General features: G+C 63.6%; 20 protein-coding genes and 1 tRNA gene. 5 read left to right on the plus strand and 16 right to left on the minus strand.

Translation table 11 applies throughout. From position 1 onward, the window contains the following. Positions 1-9: 9 nt before the first annotated feature. Both ACODSP_RS03085 and ACODSP_RS03090 read right to left on the minus strand, forming a co-directional pair. Positions 10-1,296, minus strand: a complete 1,287-nt coding sequence (locus ACODSP_RS03085) for a DUF445 domain-containing protein (protein WP_488964162.1) — start codon at positions 1,294-1,296, stop codon at positions 10-12. Between the two features lie 41 nt (positions 1,297-1,337). After that, positions 1,338-2,261 (minus strand): SDR family oxidoreductase, encoded by a 924-nt coding sequence (locus ACODSP_RS03090; protein WP_488964163.1) that lies wholly within the window; start codon positions 2,259-2,261, stop codon positions 1,338-1,340. A 51-nt stretch (positions 2,262-2,312) separates the two neighbouring features. Between ACODSP_RS03090 and ACODSP_RS03095 the strand changes: the two genes are divergently transcribed. Further along, entirely contained in the window at positions 2,313-3,110 is a 798-nt protein-coding gene (locus ACODSP_RS03095; protein WP_488964164.1) for a tetratricopeptide repeat protein, read from the plus strand. Positions 3,111-3,483: 373 nt separating this feature from the next. On the opposite strand, the gene ACODSP_RS03100 is transcribed toward ACODSP_RS03095, so the two are convergent. Continuing rightward, positions 3,484-3,720, minus strand: a complete 237-nt coding sequence (locus ACODSP_RS03100) for a hypothetical protein (protein WP_488964165.1) — start codon at positions 3,718-3,720, stop codon at positions 3,484-3,486. A gap of 255 nt (positions 3,721-3,975) precedes the next feature. On the opposite strand from ACODSP_RS03100, the gene ACODSP_RS03105 reads away from it, so the two are divergent. Both ACODSP_RS03105 and ACODSP_RS03110 read left to right on the plus strand, forming a co-directional pair. Next, positions 3,976-5,343 carry a sodium-dependent transporter gene (locus ACODSP_RS03105; RefSeq protein ID WP_488964166.1) on the plus strand — a complete coding sequence of 456 codons (1,368 nt, stop codon included), beginning with the start codon at positions 3,976-3,978 and terminating at the stop codon, positions 5,341-5,343. 43 nt (positions 5,344-5,386) lie between these two features. Continuing rightward, positions 5,387-5,812, plus strand: a complete 426-nt coding sequence (locus ACODSP_RS03110; RefSeq protein ID WP_488964167.1) for a YccF domain-containing protein — start codon at positions 5,387-5,389, stop codon at positions 5,810-5,812. A gap of 46 nt (positions 5,813-5,858) precedes the next feature. Here the strand turns inward: ACODSP_RS03110 and ACODSP_RS03115 are convergent, their stop codons facing one another. Beyond that, on the minus strand, positions 5,859-6,491 hold the full coding sequence (locus tag ACODSP_RS03115) for a demethoxyubiquinone hydroxylase family protein (RefSeq protein WP_488964168.1): 633 nt from the start codon (positions 6,489-6,491) through the stop codon (positions 5,859-5,861). After that, positions 6,488-7,009, minus strand: coding sequence for a disulfide bond formation protein B (locus ACODSP_RS03120; RefSeq protein ID WP_488964169.1), 522 nt, complete (start codon positions 7,007-7,009; stop codon positions 6,488-6,490). The genes ACODSP_RS03115 and ACODSP_RS03120 overlap by 4 nt, the downstream gene beginning before the upstream one ends. Positions 7,010-7,151: 142 nt before the next feature. On the opposite strand from ACODSP_RS03120, the gene ACODSP_RS03125 reads away from it, so the two are divergent. Then, positions 7,152-7,237, plus strand: a tRNA-Leu gene (locus tag ACODSP_RS03125). Between the two features lie 226 nt (positions 7,238-7,463). Here the strand turns inward: ACODSP_RS03125 and ACODSP_RS03130 are convergent. The 8 genes from ACODSP_RS03130 to ACODSP_RS03165 all read right to left on the minus strand — a co-directional run bounded on the left by ACODSP_RS03130 (position 7,464) and on the right by ACODSP_RS03165 (position 12,245). Continuing rightward, on the minus strand, positions 7,464-8,714 hold the full coding sequence (locus tag ACODSP_RS03130) for a tyrosine-type recombinase/integrase (protein WP_488964170.1): 1,251 nt from the start codon (positions 8,712-8,714) through the stop codon (positions 7,464-7,466). A 50-nt stretch (positions 8,715-8,764) separates the two neighbouring features. Continuing rightward, the gene (locus ACODSP_RS03135) at positions 8,765-8,989 is read right to left on the minus strand and encodes a hypothetical protein (protein ID WP_488964171.1); all 225 of its coding nucleotides are present in this window, start codon (positions 8,987-8,989) and stop codon (positions 8,765-8,767) included. Next, positions 8,979-9,356 carry a hypothetical protein gene (locus tag ACODSP_RS03140; RefSeq protein WP_488964172.1) on the minus strand — a complete coding sequence of 126 codons (378 nt, stop codon included), beginning with the start codon at positions 9,354-9,356 and terminating at the stop codon, positions 8,979-8,981. Before ACODSP_RS03140 ends, ACODSP_RS03135 begins: the two co-directional genes overlap by 11 nt. A 93-nt stretch (positions 9,357-9,449) precedes the next feature. Then, complete coding sequence (locus ACODSP_RS03145) at positions 9,450-11,174, minus strand: ParB/RepB/Spo0J family partition protein (protein ID WP_488964173.1); 1,725 nt, start codon at positions 11,172-11,174, stop codon at positions 9,450-9,452. 12 nt (positions 11,175-11,186) lie between these two features. After that, complete coding sequence (locus ACODSP_RS03150; protein WP_488964174.1) at positions 11,187-11,477, minus strand: hypothetical protein; 291 nt, start codon at positions 11,475-11,477, stop codon at positions 11,187-11,189. After that, positions 11,470-11,781, minus strand: a complete 312-nt coding sequence (locus ACODSP_RS03155; RefSeq protein WP_488964175.1) for a LexA family protein — start codon at positions 11,779-11,781, stop codon at positions 11,470-11,472. Before ACODSP_RS03155 ends, ACODSP_RS03150 begins: the two co-directional genes overlap by 8 nt. Further along, positions 11,774-12,037 (minus strand): hypothetical protein, encoded by a 264-nt coding sequence (locus tag ACODSP_RS03160; protein ID WP_488964176.1) that lies wholly within the window; start codon positions 12,035-12,037, stop codon positions 11,774-11,776. Before ACODSP_RS03160 ends, ACODSP_RS03155 begins: the two co-directional genes overlap by 8 nt. Next, the gene (locus tag ACODSP_RS03165; RefSeq protein ID WP_488964177.1) at positions 12,030-12,245 is read right to left on the minus strand and encodes a hypothetical protein; all 216 of its coding nucleotides are present in this window, start codon (positions 12,243-12,245) and stop codon (positions 12,030-12,032) included. The genes ACODSP_RS03160 and ACODSP_RS03165 overlap by 8 nt, the downstream gene beginning before the upstream one ends. Before the next feature lie 134 nt (positions 12,246-12,379). Here ACODSP_RS03165 and ACODSP_RS03170 point away from each other — a divergent pair, with 134 nt between their 5' ends. Continuing rightward, positions 12,380-12,868: a hypothetical protein gene (locus tag ACODSP_RS03170; protein WP_488964178.1), complete on the plus strand. Its 489-nt coding sequence runs from the start codon at positions 12,380-12,382 to the stop codon at positions 12,866-12,868. A 135-nt stretch (positions 12,869-13,003) separates the two neighbouring features. Here the strand turns inward: ACODSP_RS03170 and ACODSP_RS03175 are convergent, their stop codons facing one another. The 3 genes from ACODSP_RS03175 to ACODSP_RS03185 are packed head-to-tail and all read right to left on the minus strand — an operon-like array spanning position 13,004 to position 13,958. Further along, entirely contained in the window at positions 13,004-13,198 is a 195-nt protein-coding gene (locus ACODSP_RS03175; RefSeq protein ID WP_488964179.1) for a BrnA antitoxin family protein, read from the minus strand. 28 nt (positions 13,199-13,226) lie between these two features. Continuing rightward, positions 13,227-13,502: a BrnT family toxin gene (locus ACODSP_RS03180; protein ID WP_488964180.1), complete on the minus strand. Its 276-nt coding sequence runs from the start codon at positions 13,500-13,502 to the stop codon at positions 13,227-13,229. Between the two features lie 57 nt (positions 13,503-13,559). Beyond that, the gene (locus ACODSP_RS03185; RefSeq protein ID WP_488964181.1) at positions 13,560-13,958 is read right to left on the minus strand and encodes a helix-turn-helix domain-containing protein; all 399 of its coding nucleotides are present in this window, start codon (positions 13,956-13,958) and stop codon (positions 13,560-13,562) included. Positions 13,959-14,398: the final 440 nt, after the last annotated feature.

Here is a 14,398-nt window from a genome sequence, read left to right on the forward strand (position 1 = left end):
CCGCCGCCGTCACCCGCCCAGCCATTGGTTCAATGCATAGAGCAGCCCACCGATCGCGGCACCCAGCAGGGTGCCGTTGATGCGGATATATTGCAGGTCCCGGCCCACCCGCAGTTCCAGGCGCTGCGTGAATTCCTTTACATCCTGCGCCTTCAGGGTCCGGGCCACGAAATCGCGAATCGCCTCGCGCCAGCGGGGTAGGGCGGCGGTGAAGGCCTGCTCCACCGCCTGGTTCAGGCGGTCGCGCACCGGTGCCTCCCGCATGGCATCGGCCAATGACGCCGCCACACCATGCAGGGCGGAACGGATATGGCCATCGGGCCGGTCCAGATCAGCCAGCGCCGCATCGCGCAGGCCCGACAGCAGGTCATGCAGCAAGGGGCCCGCCACCTCCGGCCCCGTGAACTGACGCAGCGCCTCCAGCAGACGCTGGGCCAGCTCGCTGCCGGTCTCCACCTCATCGGGCAGGGACTTCAGCCAGTCGCGCAATTCCTGCCCCGCCGGGGCGTGGGGGGAGCGCAGATCCCAGAGATGGCCCAGGATTGCCTCATTGATCGTGTCGGCCAGGGATTTATCGACCGAAGACGGCATCCACCAGCGGGATTTGCCGGCCACCGCCGACTCCACCCAGCCGCGCTGCCCATGCATCAGATGGATCAGCCGGTCCGCGATCTCCCGCAGCAGTGGTTCCAGCGACGGGCTGTTCACGAAATGGCGCAGGGCGCCGGCCAGGGCCGGGCGCAGGTCGGCCTGTGACAGGCCGGCGGCCAGCGCGTGGCCCAGGGCATTGGCCAGCGGGGCATCGCCCTGCCGCGACAGAAGCCCCGGCAGCATGCCGGCCACCAGATCGACCAGCCGCCCGCGATCCTCCTCATCCGCCAGCAGATTGGCCAGCTTGGCCGCCGGGTCCATGCGCCGGACCTGTTCCACCAGCATGGCGGGTTCCAGGAATTCCCGGTCGATATAGGCGGCGATGCCGTCGGCGATGCGGTCGCGGTTGCGGGGCACCAGGGCCGTATGCGGAATGGGCAGGCCCAGCGGATGGCGGAACAGGGCCGTCACCGCGAACCAGTCGGCCAACCCGCCGATCATCCCCGCCTCTGCCACGGCCCGCAGGGCGGGCGCGATGCCGGACGGCATGAAGGGGGCGTGGCTGACGGCCCAGCCACCGGCGGCCAGGGCCAGACAGGACCCCGCCATCCAGCGGTGGCGCGACAGATCGTGGCGCAGGGCCGCATCATCGCTTTCGGCGGCAACGGGGGCGGTGATGTCGTTCAGGGGGGCGGGGTCGTGCATTCCTTGATCCTAACCTGGACGGCAATGGTCCGCCTGCGGATTTACCCAGCCGTTACAGGCCTGACACCATTTGTCTCCGCCCACAGCTGTGCCGCCAGTCCTTCCCGATAGGTGGGGTGGATCAGCCGATATTGAAGCCAGGATTTAAGCCGGTCGTTCCGGACCCGGCGATTATCGGCATAAAAGCTGGCGGCCATGGCCGACATTGTTGCGGGATCGAAAGGTTCCAGCGGGGGAGGTTCGACTCCCAGCAGGGCTGCGGCATGTTCCACGACCTGGGCGGCGGGTGCGGGCTCATCATCCACGACATTATAGGCCGTGCCGGGGTGGGGGGCGGCCATGGAGGCGATGATGGCGCCGGCAATATCATCGACATGGATACGGCAGAAAACCTGATCCGGCTTGTCGATGCGCCGCGCCGTGCCCGCCCGCACCGTATCAAGGGCGCTGCGCCCAGGACCATAGATGCCGGGCAGGCGGAACAGATGCACCGGCAGGCCGGCCTGCCGGTGCAGGGCCAGCCACCCCGTCTCCGCCGCCACCCGCCGCCGACCGCGCGGGCCGGTGGCGTTCAAGGCGCTGTCCTCATCCACCCAGCCACCGCCGGTATCGCCATAGACGCCGGTGGTCGACAGATATCCTGCCCAGCGCAGGCCAGATGCCCGCGCCGCGATATCGGCCCCGTGATGGTCCAGCACGGCGTCGCCATCGGCATCGGGCGGCACCGATGACAGGATATGGGTGACCCCATCCAGTGCCGCCGCGATATCGGCCAGCGGCTTTCCCCGGTCAAAGGTAAAGGCGTCAATGCCCTGCGCGCGCAAGGCATCGGCCTTGTCCTGTCCCCGCACCGTGCCGGCCAGCGACCAGCCCATATGGCGCAGACGGTCGGCCAGATGCAGGGCCGTGTAACCCAGACCGAAGATGAACAGCCGGCCGACCGGCAGGGGGAGTGTTGTGATCATGAACGTTTTGACACTTGCCAGCAGGGGACGGATCAGGATTTGTAGCGTGCCATGAACCGAATGCTCAATGCCGGGGCGTTGATCGCCCTTATCCCCCTGTGCCTGCCGCTGTCTGCCACGGCGCAGGAAGGGGCGATTTTCGCCAATCGCACCGCCTGCCTTGACCGGGCCGAGGCCTTGCCCGACTTCGCCTATGAAGAGGCAAAGCTCTGGGAACGGCAGGGGGCGGGTGTGGATGCCCGTCTTTGCCAGGCCCTGGCCCAGATGCTGCGCGGGGATTGGGAACAGGCGGCACCGGCGCTGGAGACGGTGGCGGCGGAGATGGTGCGTGAACGCCCCGCCGTGCGCGCCAATCTGCTGAGCCGGGCGGGCACGGCCTGGTCCAATGCCCATAAGCTGCCGCAGGCGGAGGCGGCGTTCGGCAAGGCTCTGGAGCTGACGCCGCGCGACCCGCAGATCCTGATGGACCGTGCCATCGCGCGCGCGGGCATGGAACGCTACTGGGAAGTGATCGCCGATCTGGACAAGGTCGTGGAACTGGCGCCCAAGATGCCGGAGGCCTGGCTGCTGCGGGCCCAGGCGCACCATCTTCTGGCGCTGGATGGCAAGTCGATGAACGATGTGGAAGAGGCGCTGCGCCTGTCCCCGCAAAGTGGGGAGGCGCTGCTGCTGCGCGGTAATCTGCGCGCCGCCAAGAGCGATATGGTGCGGGCCAAGCAGGATTGGGAATCGGTACGCCGTGTGGCCGCCGGTACGTCCGCCGCCAATATCGCCCTGCAGAACCTGAACGCACTCGACCGCGCCCAGACCGACCAGAAGCGGGAATTGAAGAAAAAGAAGGAACAGTGATCCCCTTGATCGTAACCGATCAAGGGAGATTTCACGTTCCCTCAAGCGCCGGGCTGGCAGTCGCCAGCCTCCAAGCTGCCAAGGTTTAGATCGGGTTTATGTTGACTGGAATCATCCCCTATCGTCATCCCGGCGGAAGCCGGGACCCAGTGTAGAGCGGCGATAGCCGCGACATGAGTCATATCGGCGCTAACCACGCCTCACGCTGGGTCCCGGCTTGTCGCCGGGATGACGAAGAAAACGCGTTTACAGTCAAAAGAAGTCCGCTCTAAACCTTTGGCAGCTTGGCCTGATCCGGGGCTCACCCAGCCCAAAAAACAAAAGGCGCGGTACCCGTGGGCACCGCGCCTTTTGTTTTGAACCTATCACCGGATCAGGCGGTGATATTCACGAAGCTGCCACGGGTACGACCAGAGGCAACCGCTTCCTGACGTTCATTGTCGGTCGGATTGGTGTTGGTCTGCTGATTATCCTGCTGGGTGGCGGCGGTCTGCTGCTCCTGCTCATCAGACGGGGGCACCGGCTGCACGCGTGTATTGCTCTCCGCCGGGCGAACGCCGGGGGTCTGGAAGACAGAAGAGCTATAAGAGGACACGCCGCTGATCGCCATCACACACCTCAGTTGTTGGGCATAAAGTATGCTCTGTGACCAAGCCCGTCAATCCGCCATCAACGCAGGACCGGGCCGGCATCCATGCGCGTGTTAGGATTTCCGTAATGGAATCGTCCTGGAATCGCCGCCGCCCGGTTGGTGCGGGGCTTGCCCCTGGCTGGGGGCCAGGGTTATTGCTTGAAATATCGGACAAAACCCGGCCGGCCTCGCCATGCGGGGGATAATGGCCGGATCGGAACAGGGGTAGGCCTCTTGCAATCCAATGACAATGCCGGTGCTGCCGCCGGCCAATGGTCGTCACGTTTCGCCTTCCTGATGGCCGCCATCGGCTCCTCGGTCGGGTTGGGCAATATCTGGAAATTCCCCTATATGATCGGCACGGGCGGCGGGTCCGCCTTCATGCTGGTCTATTTGATCTGTGTGCTGGCCGTGGGCCTGCCCATCCTGATCGCCGAACTGACCCTGGGCCGCATGGGCCGGCAGGGGCCAATTGAGACCCTGGTCGAACTGGGGCGCCGCTATTCGGGGCGGGCGACCTGGGGGCTGGTCGGCTGTGTCGGCGTGCTGGCTGCGGTCTTGATCCTGTCCTTCTACTCCGTCGTGGCGGGCTGGTCGCTGGCCTATATCCCCAAGCTGCTGATGGGCGGCATGTCGGGCCTGTCGGGGGCGGAAACGGGCAAGGCCTTCAATGATTTCCTGGCCGATCCTCTGGCCCTGACCTTCTGGCACGCGCTGTTCATGCTGCTGACCATCATCCCGGTCGCGCGCGGTATCCAGTCTGGCATCGAAAAGGCCGTGGTCTGGATGATGCCGTTGTTGTTCGCGCTACTGGTCGTGCTCTGCATCTATGCCGGGGTCGAGGGCGATTTCACCGCCGGCATGGTCTATCTGTTCAAGCCGGATTTCGGGGCCGTGACCTGGGATGTGGTGCTGGCCGCCACGGGCCAGGCCTTCTTCTCGCTCTCCATCGGGCTTGGCACCATGCTGGCCTATGGCGCCTATCTACCGGGCGGCGTGTCGATCCCCCGCACCTCGGTGGTCATCGTCTTTGCGGCCATCCTGACGGCGGTGCTGGCCGGTGCCGCCATCTTCCCCATCGTCTTCGCCAATGGCCTGAACCCGTCAGAAGGGCCGGGTCTGGTGTTCGTGACGCTGACCGTGGCGTTCGGTGCCATGCCGGGCGGGGCCATTTTTGGGGCTGTGTTCTTCGTGCTGCTGGCCATCGCGGCCCTGACCTCCTCGGTCTCGCTGCTGGAGCCGATCGTCGCGGCCTTTGCCGGTCGTGTGCGCCTGTCACGCTCGGCGCTGGCCTGGACCGGCGGCATCGTCGCCTGGGTGCTGGGCTTCCTGACCCTGTTCTCCTTCAATATCTGGTCGGATCTACATCCGTTCGGCGGCACCCGCACCTGGTTCGACTGGATCGACTTCCTGACCTCCAACATCCTGCTGCCGCTGGGCGGCGTGATGCTGGCCCTGTTTGCGGGCTGGGTGGTGACGCGCCAGGACAGTGTGGCGGCGGTGGGCTTTGAAAGCCCGTTCTTCTACAGCTTCTGGCGCATTCTGGTCCGCGTAGTGGCACCAATCGGAGTCGTCGCAACGGTCGTTTCAAATTTCCTCTGAACCCCCAGATTAAAGGGCACGTCCTAAAAGGAGGGACCGCGCGATGATCAATCTTCTGATGAATATCCTGTGGCTGCTGCTGTTCGGCTGGAATGCCGGGCTGGCCTGGCTCACGGCGACGCTGGTCATGGTCATTTCCATTGTCGGCATCCCCTGGGCGCGGGCCGCGCTGAACATCGCCATCTTCATGTTCTGGCCTTTTGGCCGGGTGGCGGTATCGCGTGATGACCTGACGGGGCGCGAAGATATCGGTACCGGCCCGCTGGGTTTCATCGGCAATGTGATCTGGTTCCTGTTCGGCGGTATCTGGCTGGGCCTGGGCCACCTGATCATCGGGCTGGCCTGCTGCATCACGGTCATCGGCATCCCGTTCGGTCTGCAGCATTTCAAGTTTGCGGGCCTGGCCTTCGCCCCTATCGGCAAGACCATTATCGACCGCGAGATCGCGGACGCGATGCGCTATCGGTAAGGCGCGGGACCGGGGCGGTGCCTTTGGCGCCGCCCCGGCCTAACCCTCAAATCCGTTGCGACAGCCAGATGGCGGTACGCGACCCCGCCTTGATCAGGGCGGACAGGACCGGATAGCCGGTGGCCAGCTCCGCCTCATGCGCCAGACCGATATCGCGGTGCTCCAGTTCTTCGGCCCGGAACTGCTCGATGGTGGCCTTCAACGGCGCTTCCTCGGGACCCAGCTGCTCGGCCTGTTCGGCATAATGCTGGTCGATCACCTCTTCCACGGCCACCGTACAGGCCATCGCGGCCCGGCTGCCCAGGGCGGCGGTACCGGCACCCAGCGCCCAGCCGGCCAGATGCCAGACGGGCTGCAGCATCGTTGGCCGCACGCCGCGCTCCCGCGCCAACGTGGTGAACGTGTCCAGATGGACCTGCTCCTGCTCCGTCATATGGCGCAGCATGGGGCCCTTATCCCCCTTGCCCAGAACGGCCATCTGCCCCGTGTAGATACGAACGGCGCCATATTCACCGGCCTGATCGACGCGGATCATCCGTTCCAGGCTGGGGGCGGGATCACCGGGCAGCCGGCGCGGACGGGCCGAGGCCGGCACTTCGCCTGCATCGGCGGCGGGACCGTCGGCCAGGGGGCGGGGGGCCAGAAGATGGGCGGGCAGGGTCGGATTGGGATGGCTCATCGTGCCGTCTCCGTGGAAAAGGCCGCCTTCACGGCGAACAGGGCCAGCACCAAGCTGGCAATGGCGCTGAACCCGGCAATGGATATGCCGAACAGCGACCAGGGGATCTCGTCACAGCGCACAACGGGGGCGGCCAGGATCGCGGCGCGCAGATCATCCAGGCCGCCAGCGCTGATCGGGGCGGTGCAGGCCGTGAAACCTTCCCACCATTTCTGCTCCACGCCGGCATGGAACAGCGAAATACCGACCCCCACCAGAAAGACCAGCCCGCCCAGCAGCAGCGACACCCGCCGCTGTGCCGCCGTCAGCCGCAGAAAGGCCGAGGGCAACAGCGGCACGATGGCGGCCATATAGGCATAGCGCTGCCACCAGCACATCTCACACGGGTTCAACCCGCCCCAATATTGCGAGGCGAACGCCGTCCCCAGCGCTGCCAGCGCGGCCAGCACCAGCAGCACGGAAGGGAGGCGGGGCGCGCCGGTAAGGCGGGCGAGCGGGGAGGGGGGCGTATTCATCATGGCCGACACTATAATGATGATACCCGCCCCCGCAAAGGGCCACCCCGATGGGACCGATGGCCGCAAGCGGCACTCCCCGCAGGATTTCATTGACCGCCCGCCTTTCATCATTATAGTGCCGCCTCGCGTTGAAGCGCTCGGTGCCTCCGTGGCGAAATGGTAGACGCGGCAGACTCAAAATCTGTTGCCCGCAAGGGCGTGTTGGTTCGAGTCCGACCGGGGGCACCAATTTGATTTCATTGGGATTTTTCCGGTTTTTGGGCATGAGAACAAAACCGGATTTACCATCTGCATCATACCATCCATACCATTTGCTGCCGTCTGTGGCGGGGCAAGATAGAACGTTTTCAGAACGGATTGATGTGGCTGAAAAGCAAAACGCCCGACCAATGGCCGGGCGTCTGGCAACCACCTTGCGGTGATCTCGTGGGTTAGACCCGAGAGAAAGCTACCTTCAATCCTCCGCCCCGTCCATCCCTTCCGCCGCCATGCGCAGGCGGAAGGCGTCGCCGGCCTGTTTGGCGGTGACGATGCCGTATAGTTCCATGATTTGGGTGATGCTGGCGAGCGAGTGGCCGGAGATCGCGCGGACCTGGGGGATGGTGCAGCCGGCATCCAGTAGCGCTGTGACTGCCGTATGGCGCAGGCGCATCATATCCAGGTCGGCAATCTCCGGCATGGGGGGCAGTGCCGGCAGATCATCGGTGGCCGGCATGCCGGTGGTGGCCGCGTCGCGCACGCGGTTGAACACGTCGCGGCTGCTGTCATCGCTGTAGGGCAAGCCCGTGGCGGGATCGTAGACCAGGAAGGTAGAGGATATGCCGCGCGCGGCAGCGCGGACATTGTCGGCTTCGAGCCGCGCCACAAGCTGCGGCACGATGCCCAGGGGCAGTTCAACACGGGCACCTGTCTTCTGCTGCACCACGGCCAAGGAACCGTCCCGGTACATGCGTCGCGACCATTTCAGGACATCGGCCTTGCGCTGGCCCAGCCAGCTATTCAGCAGGACGGCGGTGCCGATCCCGTGTTCTCCCATCCTGTCGGCAGTGGCCACGAAATGGGTAATCGCCTCCGGTGTCCAGAGATTGGGCAGGGCGCGGCGGGGGCGCTTGGCCACCACCTTGCGCCAGGGGTTCATGGTGGCCAGGTTTTCGCCCTCCCCCCAGGACCAGAGCAGGCGACCGATAACCACCACCTTGGCCGCCCGCGTTGGGGCCTTCTTTTTCAGGGTGTTGTACAGGCCCTTGCAGTCCTTCGGTGAGATGGAGGATACCGCCAGATCGCCGCACCAATCGCGCAGCAGATCGATGTCAGGCTTGTAGGTGCGGCGCGTGCTGTCGGCTAGATCCCCGAATTCATCGCTGGCCAGATAGCGTTCGATCAGGTGGCCGCAGGTGCCCTTGAGTGCCGGTGCGCGGGCCAGACGCTTTGCCGCCGGGCGGCGGTCACGCTTCACCGCTTTCATGGTCAGCAGCAGATCGGGCACCTCTGTCAGGCGCCCGGCCTGCCAATCTTCTACCATGGCGTTGATGGCGCGCGCCTTCTCCCACGCCTCAAACTCCGTCATCGTGTCCGACATGCCGATAGGTACCGTGGCCCATCCAGCCTTGGCCAGCCAGGTGGGCGGTTCCCAGCTGTAGCGGGTGCGACCGCCGGCAGCGTCGCGGGCGCGGAAAAGGGGAGGGCGGGCAGCAGACTTGGACATGGGGCCTCGCTGTGGCGGCAGCTTGGAAAGGGAGAGTAGGACAGGGCGGTTTATCGCACAATGCGCGTTTGGGCGGCGGCAAGGGTGCCTTTGTCTGTGGTGCGCCACGCCACCATATCCACGCCCTTTTCGACGAACAGGCTGACGCTCTCAATCAGGCGCAGGCGGGCAAGGCGACGGCATCGCGCATCCTTTGCCGCCGATGTGAAGCGCCCCAGCGCAAGCAGGGCGATGTCAGCGGCTTCAAGGCATACGGGCACCGGCCTACGTGTCATCGCCGGTCCCCTGCAATATGCCGTCAACCATGTCGGATGCCGGCAGCACCAGGGCGGGAGCGGCGGGGGCAGCCTGGACCGTCTGCGGGTCCAGACAGAGCACATGGAGCGCGTAGATATCCCGCAGCATGCGCGCCCGTTCGGGCGATCCCTGCGACAGCGCGTCGAACGCGGCCTTGTTCTGTGCGATCCAGGCCTTGATCGACGCCTTGTCACCCAGGCTGGTCATGCAGGTGACCAGGGTGACATAGAGGGCCAGATAGGGCCTGTCCGGGTCGGGCGGGGCAGGCCTGTCTTCCTTCATGGGCGGGCGCCAGCGTTGCCGCGCCTCGCCCCCATTCGGATCGGTGGTGCGCGGCCCCGTCATTCAGACCCCCGGCCATAAAGCAGCCAGCAGGAACGGGCAGGCCAGCGCCAGACCGATCAGCAGGGGGCGGAGGATGGGGCGACGCATGGCCGGTTACTCCGCCGCCGCAGCGTCGGTGCGAACGGCGTTCGCAGCGTCTTCGATATCGATCTGTGCTGGCTGGAGATGGGCCGGGATAGGAATGGCATAGCGGCGGGCGAGGAATTCCACCATGGGGTGGGCCTTGCTATGCCGGCGAACCTTGAGCCGGCGGGCCGTTTCTTCGGCCCAGATATCAAACGCCGTTGGCGACCCTGCCTTCTCATCGTCTTGCAGGCCCATGAGGGCATGAACCGCCCAGATGGTGTCGGTGTCCATGGTCAGGCAATCGCTGCCGCTCCATTGCTCTTTGGCATTGTTTTGCAAGCGGGCGGCGAAGGCCGGCAAAATCGGCTGGCCACTCCTAACACTGTTAGGCGTCAACCATTTCGCCGATAGTCCGCGATGCGTTTCGAAGAAGCCGCCGTCATAGCCCTGTGCCATCAGGCTAAGCACCGCGAGCCTTGCGACCATTTCAACATCAAGGCTCAAACGGTGCCGGAGCATGTCGACAAACGCTTCATGCGCGGCGTCATCGCGTTCTCGCTTTTCTGTTTCGGCCTTGATTTTCGCTGTTCGCTCAGAGAAGTCGCGCTTAACCAGCCCTTCGTGGATCTTCACCGTACCGTCATAGGAACAGTGGTCGATGTAGACGCCGCCAACGGATTTGTCGGTGGTGCGTTCATCCTCGTACTGGCTTTCGCTAAGCGACCAGTTCTTGAGTTCCACCCATGACCAACCCGCGTCCACAAAGCGGGCCTCGGTTGCCTTGACCGCGTCAAATTGTGCCTCAAGGAAGGCCTTCTTGTCCGCGAAGTAGCGCAGGCCTGTGACCGGATTTTCAGTGATGGTACCGGTGTAATCGGCCAGATCAAAGATAGCCCGGCTGACCGGCACCATGTCGCCATAGATGGCATCGCGCATCCGTTCCGCCGTGGGGTAGCGGTCGAGCTTTTTCAGCAAATCACGTTGCTGCTCTGCGTCAATAGAGGTCAGGTGCAGTGCCTGGGTGAAGTTGATCTTCCTGTCCGCCAAGGCGGCCTGTGCCTCGGGGCAGAGGCGTTTCAGCAGGCGGATGCGCTGCTGCACATATTCAGGGACCTTGCCGATGGCACCAGCGATATCCTTTTTCGACCACCCCATGAATTCCAACTGGTCGAAGGCTGCAGCCTCTTCCAACGGCGCCACATCGACCCGTTGCAGATTTTCGATGATGGCCAGGCGCAGATGGTCTTCATCCGTCATCCCTTCCCGGATAACCACGGGCATGGGATAGGCATCCAGGTCATCACCCGACAGGAAGGTTTCGGTCGCCCGCCAGCGGCGCTCGCCGGCCACGATCCAATAGGCGCCTTCTTCCCCAGGGATCGGACGGACAATGATGGGTTCAATGATCCCGGCGGAACGAATGCTTTCCCCCAGCTCTCGCAGCTGTTCCGGGTCAAAGCGCTTTCGCGGGTTGAGCGGTGAGGGACGGATAACCCGGCGTGGGAGCGTTCCAACGGATGAAGTGTTGGCGGGCGCTTCCTCCCCCAGCAGTTCGGCCAAAGTGACGCCGAGGGCGGCGGCCAGTTTGCGGGCCGTGGTCTGCGACGGCGAGGCGTTCTTGCCGCTTTCCAATTGGGAGATGGCGCTTGCAGCAAGGTCGGCCTTATCGGCCAGTTCCGTCATCGTCCAGTTTCGCGCGGCGCGCAGCTGGCTCAGGCGGGGGCCGAACGGGGTGGTGGGTGCGGTGGACATGGGCGGTGTCCCTCAGGCAAGCAGCGCACCGGCGCGGGCGGCCAGGATGCGGGATGTTGAGACGTTGGACATGCCGGCGGCTTCCAGCAGGGCGACGCCATCCAGGCGGCGGCCCGTGCTGGCCTCTACCTCCCAGACGATGATGGCCAGGGGCTGATAGTGCCGGCTTTCCGGGATCGGCTTGGGGAAGCCGCGGGCTTCCAGCGCCGGGCGACGGCGGTAGAATTCCCTGCGGCTGATTTTGAGGTGCGCGGCGACAGCCGCGCAGTCCCACAGATCGGTGGCCAGGGGGGCGTCAACCATTGATCGCTTCCACCTGCCCGCCCAAGTTCGGACCGGGCAGCCATTCGAAGGGGGTGAAATCGGGCATGGGGACGCGCTGGCGGATGGCGATGGTGCGGGCGCGGTGGGGGATGCGGGAGATGAAGCCGCGTTCTTCCAGGCCCGTGATAATGCGGTGGATCGAGGCGCGGCTGGATACGGACAGTTCGCGGACCAGATCGGCATAGGAGGGCGGCACGCCGCCCGACGCATCTGTCAATTCCTGGATAACCTGCATCGCCTGCAACTGCATCGGCGTCAGGCCGTGGGGGGCGGGATCAGGCATGGGCCGGTTCCTTTCGGGGCATGTAGCGGCGCAGGCAAGTGGGCGGTTGCGGTGCGCCGGGGGTGGCGGCCTCACCCTTCCAGTTCCGGGCCAGCACGGCGTTTTCCTTCCACTGGTGGAAGGCCTTCACGTACTGGCGGATCTCGGCCAGATCGGATTGCAGCAGGTTCATCTGCCGGGCAAAGCCCAGGGTGATGGTCAGCCCGCAATCGAGATCGTTGAAAGCGGCGATGGTTTCGCGCAGGGGATCAGGCATGGCCCACCGCCGACGTCGCCAGGATGTCGGGGACGGCGTGGAGTTGCGGCGGGAAATCGCCGCCCATCTCATTCAACGCATCATGAAAGGCGGTGGACAGGGGGCGAATACCCAGCGTGGCAGCGTGGCGGCGCAGGGCTTCGATAAACTCCGCCGCCCCCGGCCCGTGGGCCGTGACGGTCAGAATGGAATTTGCGGGCTTGCTCAAAGCATCCTCCTTGGCGGCGGCGAATGTCGTTCGCCAGGATGATGTGAGAAAATAGAACATAATGTCAAGCGACGATGTACCGCATTGTTGCGTGACACCAAAGTGTCAGTGATGCAGCCTATTGGTGTATTCAATTGCATGTGCTTATCAAAGTGCGTGCATTCAATCGTATGCGAGGGCGCTTTGAATACCGAATTATGGTGGGTCCGCGCCTACTTGGCGGCGGACATCGCGACATTTGGGTATCTGATGTATTCAGACTGGCCAGATATGAACTGGTGGAACTGGATTATCCTAATCCCAATCAATGTCTTTTTGGCGCAGATTTGGCCCATATATTGGGGCCTGCTGCACTGGATTTTTTAATTAATGACACTCCAACTTGCCCGCCAATAAAGAAAATAGTCCTGGAAATTTTCATGTTATACACATTCGCCTTTATAGCTTTGGGCCTGTTGTTTGCTGCCTGGAAAAGCAGGAAGGACAGAGCAACGGTTATATTTCTACTCTGTGGTGTGGCTCTAAATATTGGTGGTATATACAAGGCGGTTAGCAAAAACGACCCATATGCTTATAAGTTGCGCCCGAATGATGGGGAATATGATCCGCCATACCGGAGATAAACGACAACCTTCCGCCCTGGCGTCAGGAACGCCTGAGCAAGCTGGAAGCCTTGTTCGACCAGTTGTTCCCTGTCCGCCCCTTGACCAGGCCGGTGCGGTGGCAAGGGCGCGGGCGGAAGACCCGCGCCATCGTCATTACAGTTTCATGCCTGCGCGCAGGGCCGCCTCCATCCGCGTCTGCCAGCCGGGTCCGGTGGCACGGTAATAGTCCAGCACGTCCGGCGAGATACGCAGGTTCACCTTCTGCTTTGTCACCGCCGCCTTTGGCCGCCCGCCCCGGTTGATCAGGGGGGCAGCGGCAATCCGGGCCTGCCATTCCGGGGCGGTCATGTCCGGGATGTCATCGTCTGGTGTGTCGTCAACCCCGGAAACGGGGGGCGTAGAGGTTCTGTTCGCGTTCATTGGCCTTCCTCATGCTGATGATGCGGCGGGCCGCGCCGCGCGGGGTCCAGGCCAGGAACACCATGCGGCCATTCAGATGCCCCACGGTGATGAACCGATCCTCCCCATATTCCACGCGATCATCGCGAAAGGTGATGTGCGGGGTCGCGAAGACCAGGGCCGCATCGGCGAAATCAACGCCGCGTTGAGCCAGGGTCACATCGCGCTTTATGGGGTCGAATTCGATATCCATGAGGTTTTCGTACACCCAAAAACCCGGTTGCACAAGGGGTTTTTGGGGTGGCAAAAACTATCCGCCCGCACGGGCGAAGCGAACCAGGGTTTCGGCGGTGGCATCCATGGATGCCAACAGTTCAGGGTGTTGGCGTGCCTGATCATAGAGCGTGGCGGTCATGCGGGCCTGAACCTGTGGCGGCATATCCTTTGCCTTGCGCTGAATAATTGACAGGCAATCCGCCAGCAGGTCGGCGTCGATCGCCGGTAAGCCCGGATCGACACCCAACCCGGATAACAGGTCGGCAATAGAAATCTCCAGTAGCTTGGCTGCCGCTTGCAACTGATCGAGCTTTAGTGGCTGCGATCCGTTGATGATGCGGGTGGCCACTACCCGATCACGATGGATCGCGTCTGCAAACTGCTGCTGTGTTCGCCCCACGTCTCGAAGGCGATCTCGGAGAAAATCAGACATGTCCGCAATTTGCTGCGGATGCAGTCGCATATCATGACCGAATGATGGACATTTCGGCTTGCAATGATGTTCTGTTTTCTCACATATAGTATCCATGCAGACCAACGCCACACTTCCCATTGCGAAATCTGTCATCGCCAAGCTTGGCGGCCCCGTTGCCGTGGGCCGCATTGTCGGACGTTCCCATAGCGCTGTGTGTAAATGGCAGGTATCCCCGTCGGAGGGTGGAACCGGCGGCCTGATCCCGGCCCGTCACCAGGGGCCATTGCTGGCCTATGCGCGGCGCAACGGCATTCCACTTGGCCCCGAAGATTTCATCCCGCCGCTTCCCTCCGACGAGGTGGCAGCATGATCCGGTCACCCACTTTCATCCGGTCCCGGCGGCGGCAGGAACTGGACTACGTTTTGAGCACCACCCGCGTTTGGGGTGGCAAAAAGTG

It is taken from the genome of Niveispirillum sp. FG156 (assembly GCF_057809555.1).

Excerpts from the sequence above, each read along its gene's own strand:
- ACODSP_RS03095 (WP_488964164.1), top strand. The coding sequence starts at position 2,313 with ATGAACCGAATGCTCAATGCCGGGGCGTTGATCGCCCTTATCCCCCTG.
- ACODSP_RS03100 (WP_488964165.1), bottom strand. The coding sequence starts at position 3,720 with ATGGCGATCAGCGGCGTGTCCTCTTATAGCTCTTCTGTCTTCCAGACC.
- ACODSP_RS03110 (WP_488964167.1), top strand. The coding sequence starts at position 5,387 with ATGATCAATCTTCTGATGAATATCCTGTGGCTGCTGCTGTTCGGCTGG.
- ACODSP_RS03140 (WP_488964172.1), bottom strand. The coding sequence starts at position 9,356 with ATGACGGGGCCGCGCACCACCGATCCGAATGGGGGCGAGGCGCGGCAA.
- ACODSP_RS03155 (WP_488964175.1), bottom strand. The coding sequence starts at position 11,781 with ATGCCTGATCCCGCCCCCCACGGCCTGACGCCGATGCAGTTGCAGGCG.
- ACODSP_RS03085 (WP_488964162.1), bottom strand. The coding sequence starts at position 1,296 with ATGCACGACCCCGCCCCCCTGAACGACATCACCGCCCCCGTTGCCGCC.
- ACODSP_RS03160 (WP_488964176.1), bottom strand. The coding sequence starts at position 12,037 with ATGCCTGATCCCCTGCGCGAAACCATCGCCGCTTTCAACGATCTCGAT.
- ACODSP_RS03145 (WP_488964173.1), bottom strand. The coding sequence starts at position 11,174 with ATGTCCACCGCACCCACCACCCCGTTCGGCCCCCGCCTGAGCCAGCTG.
- ACODSP_RS03175 (WP_488964179.1), bottom strand. The coding sequence starts at position 13,198 with ATGACCGCCCCGGAATGGCAGGCCCGGATTGCCGCTGCCCCCCTGATC.
- ACODSP_RS03090 (WP_488964163.1), bottom strand. The coding sequence starts at position 2,261 with ATGATCACAACACTCCCCCTGCCGGTCGGCCGGCTGTTCATCTTCGGT.
- ACODSP_RS03120 (WP_488964169.1), bottom strand. The coding sequence starts at position 7,009 with ATGATGAATACGCCCCCCTCCCCGCTCGCCCGCCTTACCGGCGCGCCC.
- ACODSP_RS03150 (WP_488964174.1), bottom strand. The coding sequence starts at position 11,477 with ATGGTTGACGCCCCCCTGGCCACCGATCTGTGGGACTGCGCGGCTGTC.
- ACODSP_RS03180 (WP_488964180.1), bottom strand. The coding sequence starts at position 13,502 with ATGGATATCGAATTCGACCCCATAAAGCGCGATGTGACCCTGGCTCAA.
- ACODSP_RS03185 (WP_488964181.1), bottom strand. The coding sequence starts at position 13,958 with ATGTCTGATTTTCTCCGAGATCGCCTTCGAGACGTGGGGCGAACACAG.
- ACODSP_RS03135 (WP_488964171.1), bottom strand. The coding sequence starts at position 8,989 with ATGACACGTAGGCCGGTGCCCGTATGCCTTGAAGCCGCTGACATCGCC.
- ACODSP_RS03115 (WP_488964168.1), bottom strand. The coding sequence starts at position 6,491 with ATGAGCCATCCCAATCCGACCCTGCCCGCCCATCTTCTGGCCCCCCGC.
- ACODSP_RS03130 (WP_488964170.1), bottom strand. The coding sequence starts at position 8,714 with ATGTCCAAGTCTGCTGCCCGCCCTCCCCTTTTCCGCGCCCGCGACGCT.